The following is an 18,446-nucleotide window of genomic DNA, read 5'->3' as shown; positions in this document are numbered from 1 at the left end:
TGCTTGCCGCCATGCCGCTACCCCGCCATGGGCGCAGGCACTTTTTCCATCTTTTTTATTAGGTTCATAACTGTTGCCATGACCGACGCCCCCGACCCTGCCGCCGTAATGTCTCCTGCTGTCAAAGCCGCCGTTCTCTCCGAAGCCTTGCCTTATATCCGACGATTCCATGGCAAGACCATCGTAGTGAAATACGGCGGCAATGCCATGACGGAAGAACGATTGCAGCGCAGCTTCGCCCACGACGTGGTGCTGTTGAAGCTGGTCGGCCTGAACCCGGTGGTGGTCCATGGCGGCGGCCCGCAGATCGACGACGCGCTGCGCCGCATCGGCAAGCAGGGCACCTTCGTGCAAGGCATGCGCGTGACCGACGCCGAGACCATGGAAGTGGTCGAATGGGTGCTGGGCGGCCAGGTGCAGCAGGACATCGTCATGATGATCAACGAGGTCGGCGGCAAGGCCGTCGGCCTGACGGGCAAGGACGGCATGCTGATCCAGGCCAGCAAGAAGCTCATGACCAACAAGGAAAACCCCACTGAGCCGCTGGACATCGGCTTCGTGGGCGACATCACCCGTGTCGAGCCGGCGGTGGTCAAGGCCCTGCAGGATGACCAGTTCATCCCCGTGATTTCGCCCATCGGTTATGGCGAGGACGGCACGGCCTACAACATCAACGCCGACGTGGTCGCCGGCAAGATGGCCGAAGTGCTGGGCGCCGAAAAACTGCTGATGATGACCAACACCCCGGGCGTGCTGGACAAAAGCGGCAATCTGCTGCGCAGCCTCTCGGCCCAGACCATCGATGAGCTGTTCGAGGATGGCACCATCTCGGGCGGCATGCTGCCCAAGATCTCCTCGGCACTGGACGCGGCCAAGAATGGCGTGAATTCCGTGCACATCGTCGACGGGCGCGTTCCTCACTGCCTGCTGCTGGAGATCCTCACCGACCGCGGTGTGGGCACCATGATCAGTTCGCACTGATGCTGGCGCGCCGCCAGTTGTCGCGGCCGGCGGCGCGCGTGCGCCGCTCGCGCCGCGAGCCGGCCGATGAGGGCCTGCTGTGGTTGTTCGATCTGGACAACACCCTGCACGACACCTCCCACGCCATCTTTCCCAAGATCGACGCGGGCATGACGCGCGCGGTGTCGGAGTTGCTGGACGTCGATGTCGACGCCGCCAACGAATACCGCACCCGCTACTGGAAACGCTACGGCGCGACCGTCATCGGCATGGTCCGCCATCATGGCGCGGACCCGCATCGCTTTCTGCACCGCAGCCACGATTTCGACGTCAAGCCCCTGGTGCGCGCCGAAAAAGGCCTGGCCGGCAAGCTCAAGCGGCTGCCTGGCCGCAAGGTCTTGCTCACCAATGCGCCCTTGCATTATGCGCGCGCTGTGCTGCGCCACCTGGGCATTCTGCAGCAGTTCGACGCGCTCTGGGGCATCGAACAAATGCGCCTGCATGGCGAATTCCGTCCCAAGCCGTCGGCCGCGCTGTTGCGCTATGTGCTGGCGCACGAGGGCGTGTCGGCCCGGCGCGCGGTGCTGGTCGAAGACACGCTGGAGAACTTGCGCGGCGCCCGGCGCGCGGGCCTGCGCACGGTGCACGTCTATCATCCCGGCACCCCATTTGCCCGCGCCCACCGGCACCGGCCAGGCTATGTCGACTTGCGGGTAAACTGCGTCACAGACTTGCTGTTGCGCCGCCGCCCGTTGCGGGGCTGACAGTCAACCCGCCCAGATCACGGCCCTGTCATGTCGACCAAACCCGGCGAACGAAAAACCCAGATCCTGCAGATGTTGGCCGAAATGCTGGAGCAGCCGCACGCTGCCCGCATCACCACGGCCGCGCTGGCAGCGCGTCTGCAGGTCTCTGAAGCCGCGCTTTACCGTCATTTCGCCAGCAAGGCGCAGATGTTCGAGGGCCTGATCGAATTCATCGAAACGACGCTGTTCACGCTGATCAACCAGATCGCCTCGGCCGAGCCGCAAGCCTTGCCGCAAACCCGTAAGACGGTCTCCATGCTGCTGGCCTTCGCCGAGCGCAACCGCGGCATCACCCGGGTGCTGACCGGCGACGCCCTGGTCACCGAAGACAATCGCCTGCAAGAACGCATCAACCACATCAATGACCGTATCGAGGCAACGCTCAAGCAGTGCCTGCGCAACGCCGTCAGCGAAGGCAGCCTGCCGGCTCAGGCCAATGTGGCCGCGCACGCCAGCCTGCTGACCCACCTGGTCATGGGGCGCTGGCTGCGCTATGCGCAAAGCGGCTGGCGCGTCGCGCCCACCGTGCATCTCGAAGAACAGTTACGGCTGGCGCTGCCTTGAAACCAATGCTTGCCTGACGTCGGGCTGAGCAGCATAATCTGCGGCCCCCCTGCCCACAAGCGTAAAAGCGTGCTAGCTTGATAGCCATCAATACGGGTTTCCCTCTAGTCGTTACACTTGTTTCGTCGTGGTTTTGACTCAGAAACGGAGATGCATATGACCGCGCAAGCCGCTGTCCCTGCCCCGCAAGCCCCAAAAAAATCCAGTATTCCCATAGGCCTTGTCGCGGGCATTCTCGCCCTCATCATCGTCCTGCTCATCCCCACGCCTGCCGAGCTGCCCGTTGCGGGTCACCGCATGCTGGCCATTCTGGCGTTTGCCGTCGTGGTCTGGGTGACAGAAGCCGTCTCGTATGAAGCCAGCGCCATCATGGTCACGACCCTGATGGCGTTTTTGCTCGGCACGGCGCCGTCGATCAAGAACCCGGATGTGCTGATCGGCACGTCGGCGGCCATCACCATGGCCCTGCAAGGCTTTGCCAACTCCGCCCTGGCGCTGGTGGCCGGCGCGCTGTTCATCGCCGCGGCCATGACATTCACCGGCCTGGACCGGCGCATCGCCCTGGTCACGCTCTCGAAAATCGGCACCACCACGCGCCGCATCATGATCGGCGCCATCGCCGTGACCATCGTGCTCAGCCTGGTCGTGCCCAGCGCCACCGCGCGCAGCGCCGCCGTCGTGCCCATCATGATGGGCGTGATCGCAGCCTTCGGCGTGAACAAGCGCTCCAACATCGCCGCCGGCATCATGATCATCGTGGCCCAGGCGACCAGCATCTGGAACGTCGGCATCCAGACCGCCGCCGCGCAAAACCTGCTGACCGTCGGCTTCATGGAAAAAATGCTCGGCCAGCGCGTGAGCTGGGCCGAGTGGCTGATCGCCGGCACGCCGTGGTCCATCATCATGTCCGCGGTGCTGATCTTCGTCGTGCTCAAGATGCTGCCGCCGGAAAGCGATGAAATCGCCGGCGGCAAGGAAGCCGTCGAACGCGAGCTGCGCGAACTCGGCCCCATGACGGGCCCGCAAAAGCGCCTGCTGGCCGTGTCCATCATGCTGCTGGTGTGCTGGTCCACTGAAAAAATCCTGCACAACTTCGACACCACCTCGACCACCTACTTCGGCCTGGTGCTGCTCATGTTGCCGCGCATCGGCGTGATGACGTGGAAAGACGTGCAATCGCGTATTCCGTGGGGCACGGTCATCGTCTTCGGCGTGGGTATCAGCCTGGGCTCGGCCCTGCTGTCGACACAGGCCGGCCAGTGGCTGGGCAATCAGGTGGTCACGCATACCGGCCTGGATCACGTCAGCCCGCTGATGATCTTCGCCATCCTGTCGGCCTTCCTCATCCTGATCCACTTGGGTTTTGCCAGCGCCACCGCACTGACATCGGCCATGCTGCCCATTCTGATCTCGGTGCTGCAGACCTTGCCGGGCGACTTCAACCGCCTGGGCATGACGATGCTGCTGGGCTTCGTGGTCAGCTACGGCTTCATTCTGCCCATCAACGCGCCGCAGAACATGGTGTGCCTGGGCACGGAAACCTTCACCGCCAAGCAGTTCGCCAAGGTCGGCATCATCATCACCCTCGTGGGCTACGGGCTGATGCTGCTGATGGGCGCGACCTACTGGCGCTGGCTGGGCGTCATCTGAGGAGCCACGCATGAAAATCGCGATTGCCGATGCAATTGCCTACGGCGAGGCCCTGCTCCGTGCGCAAGGCGTGCCGCAGGACATCGCCCACGACGTGGCCGAGCACCTGACCGAATCCGACCGTGTTGGCTACACCAGCCACGGCCTGTCCATCCTGCCCAACTACGCACGCGTGCTCAAGGACGGCTTCGTGCGCGCCGACGGCCGCCTGCAACTGCTGACCGACAATGGCAGTTTCCTGGCCTTCGATGGGGATAACGGTTTCGGGCAGCACGTGGGCAAGATGGCGGTGCAGGCCGCCATCAAGCGCACCAGTGAGCTCGGTTCGTGCATCCTGACCCTGCGCCGCAGCCATCACCTCGGGCGCATGGGCCACTATGGCGAGATGGCTGCCAACGCGGGGCTGATCCTGCTGGCCTTCACCAACGTGATCAACCGGGCACCGACCGTGGCGCCCTATGGCGGCGCCCGCGCCTGCCTGACGACCAATCCGCTGTGCTTTGCCGGCCCGCTGCCGGGCGGCCGGCCGCCGCTGATCGTCGACATGGCCACCAGCTCGATCGCCGTGAACAAGGCGCGCGTGCTGGCCACCAAGGGTGAGCCCGCGCCCCCGGGATCGCTGATCGATGCGCAAGGCAACCCGACCACCGACCCCAACGCCTTGTTCACCGACCCGCCCGGCGCGCTGCTGCCTTTCGGCGGGCACAAGGGTTATGCCATGGGTCTGGTCGCCGAGCTGCTGGCCGGCGTGCTCTCGGGCGGCGGCACTATCCAGCCGGACAATCCGCGCCAGGGCGTGGCCACCAACAATCTGTTTGCGGTGCTGCTCAACCCGCAGGTGGACTTCAACGCCAGCTGGCGCACGCACGAAGTGGATGCCTTCATCGACTATCTGCATGCCTGCCCGCCACAGCCGGGCGTGGACCGGGTGCAATATCCGGGCGAATACGAAGCCGCCAACCGCGAGATCAATCGCGACGCGATCGAGTTCGCGCCGGCCATCTGGGAAAATCTCAGCAAGCTGGGGCAATCGCTAAATGTCGCGCCGCCGGCCGTCCAGCCGGGCTGACGCGGCCCGCGCCGCCCGAGGCGGCGCGGCGGCGGTTCAAGGCCTGGGCGCGCTCAGGCCTTGACCGGCTTGGCGCGGCTGATGCTCATCATGATGCCGAAGGCCACACCCATGGTGAGCAGGGCCGTGCCCCCATAGCTCATGAAGGGCAGGGGCACACCCACCACGGGCAAGATGCCCGTGACCATGCCGACATTCACGAACACATAGATGAACATCATCATCGTCATGGAGCCCGCCAGCAAACGCCCGAACTGATTGCCGCAGCGGGAGGCAATCGCCAGCCCGCGTGCAATCAACAGACTGTAGAGCACCAGCAGCGCAACGCCGCCGTACAGGCCGAACTCCTCGGCATAGACCGCAAAGATGAAATCGGTCGTGCGCTCGGGGATGAAGTCCAGATGGGTCTGGGTGCCCTGCATATAGCCCTTGCCGTACAGGCCGCCCGAGCCCACCGCGATCATCGACTGGATGGTGTGAAAGCCCTTGCCCAGCGGATCGGAACTCGGATTGAGCAAGGTGCAGACGCGATGCTTCTGGTAGTCGTGCAGCACGACCCAATCGACATCGGGTTCGCAAAGCTGATCTTCGTAGTACACCAGCGTCCCGATGGCGATCACGCCCACGAGCACCGCCGGCACCAGCAGCTTGAACGACAGGCCGGCGAAATAAATCACGAAAAACCCCGCGCCGAACACCAGCAGGGCCGTCCCCAGGTCGGGCTGCAGCACGATCAGCCCGAAGGGTGCGACCAGCATCAGCGCGGCCACCAGAAAGTCGCGGATGCGCACCTGGCCCTCGTGGCGCTGGAAATACCAGGCCAGCATCATGGGCACGGCGATCTTCATCATCTCCGAAGGCTGAATGCGCGTGAATCCCAGATTCAGCCAGCGGGTCGCGCCCTTGCTCGTCTCGCCGGCGAACTCCACGCCCAGCAGCAGCACGATGCCCAGCACATAGAAGGGCAGCGCCAGCTTCATCAGGGTCTGGGGCGGCACGAGCGCCATGATCCACATCGCAAAAAAAGCGATGATGAAATTGCGCGACTGCTCGGCGAAACGCCAGTCGGTGCTGCCCACCGCCGAGTGCATGACGGTCAAGCCCAACGCGGCGAACAACACCAGCACCAGCAGCAAGGGCCAGTCAAACGCGGTGAAGATCCGCAGCAGGATCAGGCCCAGACGCTTCATTCGGCGCTCTCCCGCGCCGCGACAGCCGGCTGCGCGCGCTCGATCTTGTCTTCCCGCTTGGGACCGAGCCAGTAGTCGAAGACCTCGCGCGCCACGGGCGCGGCGGCGCTGGCGCCCCAACCCGCGTTCTCCACGATGAGCGCCACGGCGATGCGCGGGTGATCGGCGGGCGCGAAGCCCATGAACAGGGCATGGTCGCGCAAACGCTCATCCAGTGCCGAGGCCCGGTATTGCCCGCCGCGCAGGCTGAACACCTGCGCCGTGCCGGTCTTGCCCGCTGCCTGATAGGGTGCGCCGGCGAAGGCGCGCCGCGCCGTGCCAGAACGGATCACGTCGGTCATGGCGCCCTTGATGACGTCCAGATTGGCTTGCTTGAGCGGAATGCGATAGTCGGGCGTGGACGGGGTGGCCGCCAGCGATCCGGAACGGGCGTCGCGCACCGCATGCACCAGATGCGGCCGGCGGTACAGGCCGTTGTTGGCCAGCGTGGAGGTGGCCTGAGCCAGTTGCAGCAAGGTAAAGGCGTTGTAACCCTGGCCCACGGCCACCGAAATGGTTTCCCCGGCATACCAGCGCTGGCGTTCACGATCCTTGTAGGCGCGCCGCTTCCAGTCGGTCGAGGGCAGCACGCCCGCGCGCTCGCCTTCCAGATCGATGCCCGTGATCTGGCCGAAACCGAATTGCTTGGAAAAGTCATGCAGCGCATTGACGCCGATTTCCGGACCGAGCGAATAGAAATACGTATCCGAGGACACGACAATCGCCTTATGCATGTCGGTCATGCCGAAGACCGCGCCGGCGGCGTTGCGGAATTTCTGGCCGCCGAACTCGAAATATCCCGGATCGGGCATGCGGTCGGTGGCCCGGCGCTTGCCCAGTTCGAGCGCGGCCAGACCCACGAAGGGCTTATAGGTCGAGCCGATCGGATAGGTGCCCGACAGCGGACGGTTGATCAGCGGGTGATCGGGCGATTCGTTCAGGCGGCGCCAGTTTTCGACGTCGATGCCGTCGACAAACAGATTGGGGTCGAAGGAGGGCTGCGAGACAAAGGCCAGCACTTCGCCCGTGTCGGGGTCGAGCGCCACCAGCGCGCCGCGGCGGCCCTCGAAGGCCTTCTCGGCGATGCGCTGCAACTCCAGATCGATGGACAGCATGATGTCCGAGCCGGGCACCGGATCGATACGCCGCAGCGTGCGCACCGGACGCCCGCCGGCGGTGACTTCGACTTCCTCCAAGCCGGTGCGCCCATGCAGGGCCTGCTCCCAGGTCTTTTCGATGCCTTTCTTGCCGATCACATCCGTGCCGCGGTAGTTGCCCATCTGGCCGCTCTTTTCGAGCTCGTCCAGATCGTTTTCGGCGATACGGCCGATATAGCCCACGACATGGGCGGCGGCTTCACCCTGCGGGTACTCGCGCACCCAGCGCGCGCGCAGCTCCACCCCGGGAAACTCGAAGGCATGGGCCGAAAACCAGGCCGCCTCGGTGTCATTGAGGTTGTTGCGCAGCACCAGGTTGGCATAGCGGCTGGACTCGGCCACCCGGCGCTTGAAACGGCGCTGATCGGTCGGGCTGATATAGACCACGGGCGTCAGGCGCGCAAACAGATCATCGATGGAGCCCGCGCGTGCCGGCACGACTTCCAGCGTGTAGGTGCGGTAGTTGCGCGCCAGCACCACCCCATTGCGGTCGAGCACTTCCCCGCGCCGGGGCGCGATGGGCTGCACGGCGATGCGGTTACGGTCGGCGCGCTCGGACAGGCCTTCGTACCGATCGACCTGCAAGAACCAGAAGCGGCCGGCCAGCACGCCGAAGCACACCAGCGCGAACAGGCCGCCCACCCAGGCGCGCAGGCGAAAGCGCTGCTTCTGTTGCTGGCTGGTCTTCTTGAACTCGAACATGGGCGCGCCGCTCAGCTGGCGGAAGACTCGACGTCATCGTAACGACGTTGCGGCAGTTGCAGCACCCAGCCGAAGATGGGCCACAATGCGGCGGTCAACAACACGCCGATGGCCCAGTCCCAACCGGCCCACCGGCCGGCCAGCCAGGCCAGGATGATCTGGGTCAGCAATTGCGGCACGAAAAAGATCGGCAGCATATGCATGGCCTGGCTCCAGAGATCGAAGCGCTGCAGCCGGCGGCTCAGGGCCAGCGCCCCATAGGCGATGAGCGTATAGGACAAGGCATGGGCGCCCAGCAGGCTGGCGTCATGGACGTCGAGCAGCAGGCCAAAGGCAAAAGCGGTGAACATGCCCACCCGGCGCGGCTCGTAAGCACTCCAGAACGCGATGACCAAGGCCAGGATATCGGGCGAGGCCGGCCATTGCCGCCAGGGCAACAGAGACAGCAGCCACACCAGCAGCAAGGTGCCCCAGACGAAGGCGCCGTTGGCAGGCCGGGTGAGCCGCTCGGGCTGCACGTTGCTGGGCGTGCCCAGCGTGCGCGGCGCGCGATGCGCGGCGTTATTGCGGGGCGCCAAGATCGGCCTCCTCGCGGTTGGCTTCTGCGCGGGCCACATCGACCTGCAGCACCAGAAAATGGCGGTAGCGTTCGGGATGCGCCAGCGGTTCGCACAGTGCGCGCGCAAAGCCGGAGGCGGTATCGCGTTCGACGGAGGTCACCTTGGCCACGGGCAGCCCCGCCGGAAACAGGCCGCCCACGCCGGAGGTCACGATGGTGTCGCCGGGCTTGATGTCGGCATTGGCCGCGAGATAACGCACTTCCATGACACCAGGAGAATTGCCGCCAAAGGCGACCAGACGCAAGCCATTGCGCAGCACCTGCACCGGGATGGAGATGCGCTCGTCGGTCACCATGGCGGCCTCGGCCGTCATGGGCGTCACGCGCACGATCTGACCCACCACGCCGCCTTCGTCAATGACGGGCATGCCCGGCGCGATACCCGCCTTGCTGCCCTTGTTGAAGACCAGGCGCTGATGAAACGCGTTGGGCGGCTCATACAGCACCTCGACCACGCTGGCCGGCTGGCCGACCGTGTCGGTCACGCCCAGCAGGCGGCGCAACTGGGCGTTTTCCGCGGCCAGTTGCACGGCATGGGTGGCCACCTGCGACAGTTCGATGCGCTGCCGTTGCAGGGCTTCGTTTTCGCTGCGGATGAGGTTGGCGGCGTTGATCCACTCGTCGACCTGCTGCACGAGGTCGCGCGGCGCCATCACGGCGCGCTGGAAAGGGTAGAGCACGACGGACACCGTGCGCCGCACCGGTTCGAGCAGACGCAATTGGGAATCGACGACAAGCAGCGCCAGCGCCAGCGCGACGAGGACGGCCAGACGCACTTCGGCCGGCGGGCCGCGCCTGAATAGCGGTGGGGTGCCTTGTCGTTGCATGAATCTCAGCCCGGGCCCGTGGGCCCGTTGGCGTGAGGCCGTCCAGGATCGCGCGAAGGCGACCCGAAGACCGGCCGGTCAAGCTTAGTCGTTGATGAAAATCGCGCCGAGCTTTTCAAGGTGTTCCAGCGCCTCGCCGCAGCCACGCACCACGCACGTCAGGGGATCATCGGCCACCACCACCGGCAGGCCGGTTTCTTCTTGGAGCAGACGATCCAGGTCGCGCAGCAGCGCGCCGCCACCGGTCAGGGCAATGCCCTTGTCGGTGATGTCCGCGCCCAGTTCGGGCGGCGTTTGTTCGAGCGCGATCTTGACGGCCGAGACGATCTGGTTGAGCGGATCGGTCAGGGACTCCAGGATTTCGTTGGACGAGACCGTGAAACTGCGCGGCACGCCTTCGGCCAGATTGCGGCCCTTGACCTCGATCTCGCGGACTTCGGAGCCGGGGAAAGCCGAGCCGATTTCCTTCTTGATGAGTTCGGCGGTGGGCTCGCCGATCAGCATGCCGTAGTTGCGGCGGATGTAGTTGACGATGGCCTCGTCGAACTTGTCGCCGCCGACGCGCACCGAGCCCTTGTACACCATGCCGCCCAGCGAAATGACGGCCACTTCGGTGGTGCCGCCGCCGATGTCGACCACCATGGAGCCGCTGGCGTCGGAGACCGCCAGACCGGCGCCGATGGCCGCGGCCATGGGTTCTTCGATCAGGTAGACATGCGATGCCCCGGCGCCCAGCGCGGACTCACGGATGGCCCGGCGCTCGACCTGCGTCGAGCCGCAAGGCACGCAGACAATGATGCGGGGGCTGGGCGCCAGCATATTGCGCGGGTGCACCATGCGGATGAACTGCTTGAGCATCTGCTCGGTGACAGTGAAGTCGGCGATGACACCGTCCTTCATGGGGCGGATGGCCTCGATATTGCCCGGCACGCGGCCGAGCATCTGCTTGGCCTCCTGGCCGACGGCCTGGATGACTTTCTTGCCATTGGGGCCGCCTTCGTGGCGGATGGCGACCACGGAGGGTTCGTCCAGCACGATGCCCTTGCCCCGGACATAGATCAGCGTATTGGCCGTACCGAGGTCGATCGCCATGTCGCTGGAAAAATAACTGCGGAGGAATCCGAACATGGGAGCTCAGCTAGATTCAAGAATTAGGGTCAAGCCGCGACCTCAGGGGCGACGAGCTACACCATCGTGGCCTCTGACCGCAGCGATTAAACCGTGAATCATAACTTATAATTTCCTTGGAAATAGCGTACAAATCGCAGCTATTCAAGCTTTGTAACGGGTTCGGCCTGCGCATGCCGCCAGGTTTCCTTCACCCGCTACGCCCCCTGTTTTTTGACCTTACCCCATGGCGCTGAACGAACAAGACGTGGCCCGCATTGCCCGCCTGGCCCGAATCGAACTGACCCCCGAGCAGCGCGTCCGGGCGCAGGATGAGCTCAACGGCATCCTGCACCTGATCGAGCGCCTGCAGTCGGTCGACACCCAGGGCGTGGAGCCGCTGGCCCACCCGCTCTCCGCGCATGAGGACATCGTCCTGCGCCTGCGCCAGGACGCCGTGACCGAAATCCCTTCGGACCAACGCCGCTCCGAGCTGCTGGCCAATGCCCCCGAGCAGGATGGCGGCCTGTTCCTGGTTCCCAAGGTCATCGAGTAAGCCATGAGCCATTCCCCTACTGAATTCGGCGATATCGCCGGCCTGCGCGCCGCCTTGGCCGACCGCCGCGTGAGCGCGGTCGAACTGGCCCGGGACGGCCTGGCCCGGGCCGCGGCCGCCGCCCACCTCAACGCCTTTCTGCACATCGATCCCGAGCTGACGCTGGCCCAGGCGCAGGCGGCCGACGCGGCCCTGGCCGCCGGCACCGCCGGCCCGCTGGCCGGCATCCCCATCGCGCACAAAGACGCTTTCGTCACGCGCGGCTGGCGCAGCACGGCAGGCAGCAAGATGCTCGACGGCTATGTCAGTCCTTTTGACGCCACCGTGGTCGAGCGTCTGCAGGCTGCCGGCGCCGTCTCGCTGGGCAAGCTCAATTGCGACGAATTCGCCATGGGTTCGGGCAATGAGAACTCCGCCTACGGCCCGGCGCGCAACCCCTGGGACCTGAACGCCGTGCCGGGAGGGTCCTCCGGCGGCTCGGCCGTGGCCGTGGCCGCGCGCCTGGTGGCCGCCGCCACCGGCACCGACACCGGCGGCTCCGTGCGCCAGCCCGCCGCGCTGTGTGGCGTCAGCGGCATCAAACCCACCTATGGCACGGTCTCGCGCTACGGCATGATCGCCTTCGGTTCCAGCCTGGATCAGGCCGGCCCGCTGGCGGCCAGCAGCCGCGACCTGCTGGAATTGCTGGACGTCATGAGCGGCTTCGACGAGCGCGACGCCACCAGCCTGCCGCATTGCGACGGCGTGACGAACGCACCGGGACGCATCCGCGCGGCCTTCGACGCGGCCCAGCAGGGCTACCAGGCCGCCGGCAGCCTGCCGCTCAAGGGCCTGCGTATCGGCGTGCCGGCCGAATTCTTCGGCCCCGGCCTGGCGCCCGACGTGGCGGCGGCCATCGAGGCAGCCCTGCAGCAATTCGAAGCGCTGGGCGCCGAGCGCGTGGCGATCTCGCTGCCGCGCACCGAGCTGTCCATCCCGGCCTATTACGTGATCGCGCCGGCCGAAGCGTCGAGCAATCTGGCGCGCTTTGACGGCGTGCGCTATGGCCACCGCGCGGCCCAGTACAGCGACCTGAACGAAATGATCAGCCGCTCGCGGGCCGAGGGCTTCGGCGACGAGGTCAAGCGCCGCATCCTGATCGGCACCTATGTGCTGTCCCACGGCTATTACGACGCCTACTATCTGCAGGCGCAGCGCCTGCGCCGCCTGATCGCGCAGGATTTCCAGCGCGCCTTCGCCGGCCAGTGCGATGTCATCATGGGGCCGGTGGCTCCGGGCGTGGCCAAGAACATCGGCGAAAACCGCGACGATCCGACCGCCGACTGGCTGGCCGATATCTATACCCTGGGCGTGAGCCTGGCCGGCCTGCCGGCCATGTCCGTGCCTTGCGGCTTCGGCGGCACGGGCCGCCCGGTCGGGCTGCAGATCATCGGCAATTACTTCGATGAAGGCCGCTTGCTGGCCGTCGCCGACCGTTACCAACAAGTGACCGACTGGCATCAACGCACGCCGGCAACGCAGGACGCCTGACCATGGAATGGGAAATCGTCATCGGACTGGAAACCCATGTCCAGCTCTCCACCGCATCCAAGATTTTCTCGGGCAGCAGCACCCGCTTCGGCGCCGCGCCCAACACCCAGGCCAATGTGGTGGATCTGGCGCTGCCGGGCAGCCTGCCCGTCATGAATCGCGGCGCGGCCGAACGCGCCATCCTGTTCGGCCTGGCCATCGGCGCCCACGTGGCGCCGCGCTCGGTGTTCGCGCGTAAAAACTACTTCTACCCCGATCTGCCCAAGGGCTATCAGATCAGCCAGTACGAGCTGCCCGTGGTGCAAGGCGGCACGCTGTCCTTCTTCGTGGGCGAAGAAGAAAAAACCATCAACCTCACGCGCGCCCACCTCGAGGAAGACGCCGGCAAATCGCTGCACGACGACTTTCATCTGGGCAACGGCGCGCCGGCCAGCGGCATCGATCTGAATCGCGCCGGCACGCCCTTGCTGGAGATCGTCACCGAACCGGAAATGCGCTCTGCCGCCGAGGCCGTGGCCTACGCGCGCGCCCTGCACAGCCTGGTCGTTTGGCTCGGTATCTGCGATGGCAATATGCAGGAAGGCTCCTTCCGCTGCGACGCCAACGTCTCGGTGCGCCCGCGCGGGCATGCCGAGTTCGGCACACGCGCCGAAATCAAGAACGTGAACTCCTTCCGTTTTCTCGAGCGCGCCATCCAGTACGAAGCCCGCCGCCAGATCGAGCTGATCGAAGACGGCGGCACCGTCGTGCAGGAAACCCGCCTGTACGACGCGGATCGCGATGAAACGCGCAGCATGCGCAGCAAGGAAGATGCGCACGATTACCGCTACTTCCCCGATCCCGACCTGCCCACGCTGGTCATCAGCCCGGAATGGGTGGACGCCGTGCGCGCCGGCATGCCGGAGCTGCCCAGCGCCATGCGCGCGCGCTTCGAGGCCGACTACGGCCTGTCGGCCTATGATGCGGCGCAACTCACCGTCAGCCGCGCCATGGCGGCCTACTTCGAAGAAACGGCCCGCGCGCTACCGGCCGGCCAGGCCAAGCTGGCGGCCAACTGGATCATGGGTGAGGTCACCGCCACGCTGAACCGCGAAGAAAAAGAGCTCGCCGCCGCGCCGGTGCAGGCCGGGCAACTGGCCGCGCTCATCAACCGCATCGTCGATGGCACGATCTCCAATAAGATCGCCCGCGACGTGTTTGCCGCCATGTGGGCAGGCGAAAATGGCGCCGACCCCGACGCCATCATCGCGGCGCGCGGCCTCAAGCAGATCAGCGACAGCGGCGCCATCGGCACCATGATCGACGAGGTGCTGGCCGCCAACCCCGCCATCGTGGCGGAGTACCGCGCCGGCAAGGAAAAGGCCTTCAATTCCCTGGTGGGCCAGATCATGAAGGCCGCACGCGGCAAGGCCAATCCGCAGCAGGTCAACGAACTGCTCAAGGCCAAGCTGTCGGCCTGAGCCAGCCGGCCGCGGCGGCACCTTGCGGGTGCCGCCGCGCCGGGCTCAGACGCCGTATTTCTGGCGATAAGCCAGCACCGACTCACGATGGGCCGCAAACTGGCCGTCATCTTCGAGCAGTTTGAGGATGTCGGCCAGCGACGCAATGCTCACCACGGGGATGCCATACGTGTTGGCAACATCCTGCACCGCCGAATGCGGCGACAGGGCATCGTCCGGACCGGCGCGCTCCATGCGATCCATGGCGATCAGCACGGCGGCAGGCTGGGCGCCGGCCGCGCGGATGATCTCCACCGACTCGCGCACCGAAGTGCCCGCGGTGATCACGTCATCGATGATGACGACCTTGCCGGCCAGGGGCGCGCCGACCAGCGTGCCCCCCTCGCCGTGATCCTTGGCTTCCTTGCGGTTGTAGGCAAAGGGGATGTCGCGCCCGCCCGCCTGCGGATGCGAGGCCAGCGCCACCGCCGTGGCCGTCGACAGGGGGATGCCCTTGTAGGCCGGCCCGAAAAGCATGTCGAATTCCACGCCGGAATCCAGCAGCGCCTGAGCATAAAAGCCTGCCAGCTTGCCCACCGAACGGCCGCTGTTGAACAGCCCGGCGTTGAAGAAATAAGGGCTGATCCTGCCGGATTTGACCTTGAAGCTGCCAAAGCGCAGCACACCCTCGTCAAGGGCGAAACGGACGAAATCGGTGGCGGTAGTGGAGGACATGCGGGGGTTCCGAATCAGGATGGCAAACCCCGCCATTATCCGCGATTTACAGCGCGTAATCGTAGTCGATGGTCAAAGGCGCGTGGTCGCTGAAGCGGGCCTCTTTGTAGATGGCGGCGCGGCGCGCCGTGTCAGCCAGGCCATTGCTGGCGACGTGGTAATCGATGCGCCAGCCCACGTTCTTGGCCCATGCCTGGCCGCGGTTGCTCCACCAGGTGTAACCCTCGCCGGTGGCCGTCGGCGCCAGGCGGCGATAGACATCGACCCATTTCAATTCGTCGAAAACCCGCGTCAGCCAGGCACGCTCCTCGGGCAGAAAGCCGCTGTTCTTCAAGTTGCCTTTCCAGTTTTTGAGGTCGGCTTCCTTGTGGGCGATATTCCAGTCGCCGCAAATGACCACCTCACGGCCACGCGCGATCAGATCGCCCAGATGGCGGTAGAAATGCGCCATGAAATGGTATTTGGCCGTTTGCCGGTGCTCGCCGCTGGAACCCGAGGGCAGGTAAACCGAGACCACCGACAGCTTGGGATAGACCAGTTCGATGTAACGGCCCTCGGCATCGATTTCGGGCACGCCCAGGCCAATGACGACATCGTCCGGTTGGTGCGGCGTGTAAATGCCCACGCCGCTATAGCCTTTTTTCTCGGCGTAATGGAAATAACCCTGGCAGGGGCCGGGCGCTTTCATGGCCGGCGCGATATCCGCCTCCTGCGCCTTGAGTTCCTGGACGCAAACAAAATCGGCGTCCTGCTGACCCATCCAGTCGAAAAAGCCTTTGGTGTTGGCAGACCGGATGCCGTTCAGGTTGGCGGAAATGACTCGCAACATAGAAATTCCAGAAGCAGGTGGCGGCGCAAAGAGCCAGGGGCCTCAACTATAACGAGATCACCTGGATTGGAGGCCTGGAGGCGACAAATAAAAAGGGGACAAAACAATGGGCGAAATTTTTTTGACCCTTTTGAATTACCCGACAAAATTGGGGATGGGTTTTCAGGAAGCCGTCAATCAAGCGTGTGATTTGTTCTCATTTTATTGGGGACGTATTATATATTTCATTGATTTTATTGAAAATAAGACGCCACTCAAGGAAAAATGTCACTCCTGAAATCGCTTATTTCAAACCGCCCCGATAATAATGCGTCCCCGTTTAATAAGCGAAATTGGCGACAAGAAGCCGGTGCTCGACCCCCCTGCCGCGGTGCAAAAAACCTCCCTACAATCCGCGCACCAAATCAGTGCTTTTTGATGGCGACGCACCGTTTTCGATCAAACGATGCACCGAGTTGATTCATCTGGCACCGCTATGCAGCATTACCGGAGACTTTTTTTCATGCAGTCATTGAACGACTTCCTGAGCCGCGTCGCGAGCCGCGATCCCCATCAGCCCGAATTCATGCAAGCCGTCCACGAGGTCATGGGCAGCTTGTGGCCATTCATCGAGAAGAATCCGCACTATGGTCAGCAGGCGCTGCTCGAGCGCCTGGTCGAACCCGAGCGCGTGATTCAGTTCCGCGTGTGCTGGACCGATGACAAGGGCCGTGCCCAGGTCAATCGTGCGTTCCGCGTCCAACACAGCTCGGCCATCGGTCCGTTCAAGGGCGGCATGCGCTTTCACCCCAGCGTGAACCTGTCGGTCCTGAAGTTTCTGGCCTTCGAACAGACGCTGAAAAATGCCCTGACCACCCTGCCCATGGGCGGCGGCAAGGGCGGCTCGGATTTCGACCCCAAGGGCAAGTCCGATGCAGAAGTGATGCGCTTCTGCCAGGCGCTCATGATCGAACTCTATCGTCACCTGGGCCCGGATACCGACGTGCCGGCCGGCGACATTGGCGTGGGCGGCCGTGAGGTCGGCTTCATGGCCGGCATGATGAAAAAGCTGTCGAATTCGGCGGCGGCCGTCTTCACCGGCAAGGGCCTGACCTTCGGCGGCAGCCTGATTCGTCCCGAAGCGACCGGCTACGGCACGGTGTACTTCGCCGAGCAGATGCTGCGCCGCGTGAGCATGTCGTTTGACGGCCTGCGCGTGTCGGTCTCCGGCTCCGGCAACGTGGCGCAATACGCGGTCGAGAAGGCCATGGCCCTGGGCGCGCGCGTGCTGACGGTCTCCGACTCCGGCGGCACGGTATTGGACGAAGCCGGCTTCACGCCGGAAAAGCTCCACGCCCTGATGCACGTCAAGAACGTGCAACGCGGCCGCGTCGAAGACTATGCGCAACAACTGGGCCTGCGTTTCCTGCCGGGTGTTCGCCCCTGGCAGGTCCCGGTGGACGTGGCGCTGCCGTGCGCCACCCAGAACGAACTGGATGAGAACGACGCCCGCACCCTGATCGACAACGGCGTGAAGTGCGTGGCCGAAGGCGCCAATATGCCGGCCACCCTGGCCGCCGCTCAGGCCTTCATCGACGCGCATGTGCTGTACGCGCCCGGCAAAGCCAGCAACGCCGGCGGCGTGGCCGTCTCGGGCCTGGAAATGAGCCAGAACTCGGGCCGCCTGGCCTGGACGCGCGAAGACGTCGACCAGCGCCTGCACGCCATCATGTGCGACATCCACGAGAACTGCGTGCGCCACGGCCATGCCGAATCGGGCTACGTCAACTACCTGGACGGCGCCAATATCGCTGGCTTCGTCAAGGTGGCCGACGCCATGCTGCAGCAAGGTCTGTACTGATCGACCGGCAGTCTCAGGCAAAAGCTTCCCAGGGAGCTTTTGCCTGGCCGGCGGCGCGCCGCATCAATGCCAGTCGCCGCGATAGACGAACTTCGGCATTTGCCAATTGAAGCGCAAGGCCAGCAGACGCAGCGCCAGCCCGGCCACCAGAGCCAGGGGAACGGCCAGATTGCTCGTCCCGGTGTAGTCGTCCAGCGCGATATATAACCCGCCGGTCAGCAGCGACACGCTGGCGTAGAGCTCACTACGGAACAAGAGCGGAATATCGTTGCACAGCACGTCGCGCAGCACGCCGCCCGCGCAACCGGTGATCACGCCGCTGATGATGACCACCGGCAAGGACAGATCCATTTGCTGCGCGACTTTGCAGCCGATGATGGTAAACGCCACCAGCCCCAGCGCATCGAGCAGCAGAAAGACTTTGCGCAGATGGCGCAACATGCGTGCGCACAGCGCCGTGAGCAGGGCGGCGCCGGCCGTCATGGCCAGATACTCCGGATGCGCGACCCAGCTCAGGGGATAGTGGCCCAGCAAGACGTCCCGAATCGATCCGCCGCCGAGCGCCGTCACGCACGCGATGACGCACACCCCCACCCAATCCATATCGCGGCGCCCGGCGGTGAGCGCGGCGGTCATGGCTTCGGCCACGATGGCGACGAGGTAGAGCGAATGCAGCAGCAGGGTGGAAGTTTCGGGGGCCATGCCGTCAATAGGGGTCGGTACAGAGGCCCTATTGTAGGGCTGCCACCTGCCGTTGACGGCGGTCAAGCCCCTCAGGCACGATAGGCAGGACAATCATTGCATCCCCCGCACAGACGTGCGCTCCC

The 18,446-nt window shown here is 64.8% G+C and carries 17 protein-coding genes; 9 read left to right on the top strand and 8 right to left on the bottom strand.

Features of this window, described 5'->3' with window-relative positions:
* Positions 1-78: 78 nt before the first annotated feature.
* The 5 genes from argB to CAL22_RS01965 all read left to right on the top strand — a co-directional run bounded on the left by argB (position 79) and on the right by CAL22_RS01965 (position 5,049).
* Complete coding sequence (gene argB / locus CAL22_RS01985) at positions 79-981, top strand: acetylglutamate kinase (RefSeq protein WP_094809879.1); 903 nt, start codon at positions 79-81, stop codon at positions 979-981.
* Complete coding sequence (locus CAL22_RS01980) at positions 981-1,724, top strand: pyrimidine 5'-nucleotidase (protein ID WP_094809877.1); 744 nt, start codon at positions 981-983, stop codon at positions 1,722-1,724. The genes argB and CAL22_RS01980 overlap by 1 nt, the downstream gene beginning before the upstream one ends.
* Before the next feature lie 30 nt (positions 1,725-1,754).
* The gene (slmA, locus tag CAL22_RS01975; protein WP_094809876.1) at positions 1,755-2,330 is read left to right on the top strand and encodes a nucleoid occlusion factor SlmA; all 576 of its coding nucleotides are present in this window, start codon (positions 1,755-1,757) and stop codon (positions 2,328-2,330) included.
* A gap of 156 nt (positions 2,331-2,486) precedes the next feature.
* A complete protein-coding gene (locus CAL22_RS01970; RefSeq protein WP_094809874.1) occupies positions 2,487-3,980 on the top strand; it encodes a DASS family sodium-coupled anion symporter in 1,494 nt (497 codons plus the stop codon).
* Positions 3,981-3,990: 10 nt separating this feature from the next.
* On the top strand, positions 3,991-5,049 hold the full coding sequence (locus CAL22_RS01965) for an Ldh family oxidoreductase (protein ID WP_094809873.1): 1,059 nt from the start codon (positions 3,991-3,993) through the stop codon (positions 5,047-5,049).
* Positions 5,050-5,102: 53 nt separating this feature from the next.
* Here CAL22_RS01965 and rodA read toward each other — a convergent pair whose 3' ends face one another.
* From rodA to CAL22_RS01940, 5 genes are all read right to left on the bottom strand, one after another.
* Positions 5,103-6,239 carry a rod shape-determining protein RodA gene (gene rodA / locus CAL22_RS01960; protein WP_094809872.1) on the bottom strand — a complete coding sequence of 379 codons (1,137 nt, stop codon included), beginning with the start codon at positions 6,237-6,239 and terminating at the stop codon, positions 5,103-5,105.
* On the bottom strand, positions 6,236-8,137 hold the full coding sequence (mrdA, locus tag CAL22_RS01955) for a penicillin-binding protein 2 (protein WP_094809871.1): 1,902 nt from the start codon (positions 8,135-8,137) through the stop codon (positions 6,236-6,238). The genes rodA and mrdA overlap by 4 nt, the downstream gene beginning before the upstream one ends.
* An 11-nt stretch (positions 8,138-8,148) precedes the next feature.
* Positions 8,149-8,715: a rod shape-determining protein MreD gene (mreD, locus tag CAL22_RS01950; protein WP_167383535.1), complete on the bottom strand. Its 567-nt coding sequence runs from the start codon at positions 8,713-8,715 to the stop codon at positions 8,149-8,151.
* Entirely contained in the window at positions 8,699-9,583 is an 885-nt protein-coding gene (mreC, locus tag CAL22_RS01945; RefSeq protein ID WP_094809870.1) for a rod shape-determining protein MreC, read from the bottom strand. Before mreC ends, mreD begins: the two co-directional genes overlap by 17 nt.
* 84 nt (positions 9,584-9,667) lie before the next feature.
* A complete protein-coding gene (locus CAL22_RS01940; RefSeq protein WP_094809869.1) occupies positions 9,668-10,711 on the bottom strand; it encodes a rod shape-determining protein in 1,044 nt (347 codons plus the stop codon).
* Between the two features lie 226 nt (positions 10,712-10,937).
* On the opposite strand from CAL22_RS01940, the gene gatC reads away from it, so the two are divergent.
* From gatC to gatB, 3 genes are read left to right on the top strand one after another with little or no spacing between them, the layout of a single operon-like run.
* A complete protein-coding gene (gatC, locus tag CAL22_RS01935) occupies positions 10,938-11,246 on the top strand; it encodes an Asp-tRNA(Asn)/Glu-tRNA(Gln) amidotransferase subunit GatC (protein WP_094809868.1) in 309 nt (102 codons plus the stop codon).
* A 3-nt stretch (positions 11,247-11,249) separates the two neighbouring features.
* The gene (gene gatA, locus CAL22_RS01930; RefSeq protein WP_094809867.1) at positions 11,250-12,776 is read left to right on the top strand and encodes an Asp-tRNA(Asn)/Glu-tRNA(Gln) amidotransferase subunit GatA; all 1,527 of its coding nucleotides are present in this window, start codon (positions 11,250-11,252) and stop codon (positions 12,774-12,776) included.
* A gap of 2 nt (positions 12,777-12,778) precedes the next feature.
* Positions 12,779-14,236 (top strand): Asp-tRNA(Asn)/Glu-tRNA(Gln) amidotransferase subunit GatB, encoded by a 1,458-nt coding sequence (gatB, locus tag CAL22_RS01925; RefSeq protein ID WP_094809866.1) that lies wholly within the window; start codon positions 12,779-12,781, stop codon positions 14,234-14,236.
* A 45-nt stretch (positions 14,237-14,281) separates the two neighbouring features.
* On the opposite strand, the gene pyrE is transcribed toward gatB, so the two are convergent.
* Together pyrE and CAL22_RS01915 are read right to left on the bottom strand one after the other, a co-directional pair.
* Positions 14,282-14,986, bottom strand: a complete 705-nt coding sequence (gene pyrE / locus CAL22_RS01920) for an orotate phosphoribosyltransferase (protein WP_432264282.1) — start codon at positions 14,984-14,986, stop codon at positions 14,282-14,284.
* 10 nt (positions 14,987-14,996) lie between these two features.
* Positions 14,997-15,779, bottom strand: a complete 783-nt coding sequence (locus CAL22_RS01915; protein WP_094809863.1) for an exodeoxyribonuclease III — start codon at positions 15,777-15,779, stop codon at positions 14,997-14,999.
* A 502-nt stretch (positions 15,780-16,281) separates the two neighbouring features.
* Between CAL22_RS01915 and gdhA the strand changes: the two genes are divergently transcribed.
* Positions 16,282-17,619 (top strand): NADP-specific glutamate dehydrogenase, encoded by a 1,338-nt coding sequence (gene gdhA, locus CAL22_RS01910; protein WP_094809861.1) that lies wholly within the window; start codon positions 16,282-16,284, stop codon positions 17,617-17,619.
* Between the two features lie 63 nt (positions 17,620-17,682).
* On the opposite strand, the gene CAL22_RS01905 is transcribed toward gdhA, so the two are convergent.
* Entirely contained in the window at positions 17,683-18,321 is a 639-nt protein-coding gene (locus tag CAL22_RS01905; protein WP_094809859.1) for a trimeric intracellular cation channel family protein, read from the bottom strand.
* Positions 18,322-18,446 lie beyond the last annotated feature (125 nt).

Source organism: Bordetella genomosp. 12, from assembly GCF_002261355.1.
Lineage (GTDB): Bacteria > Pseudomonadota > Gammaproteobacteria > Burkholderiales > Burkholderiaceae_B > Bordetella.
Note: the sequence above shows the minus strand (reverse complement) of the source record. Positions and strands in the feature narration are given on the sequence as shown.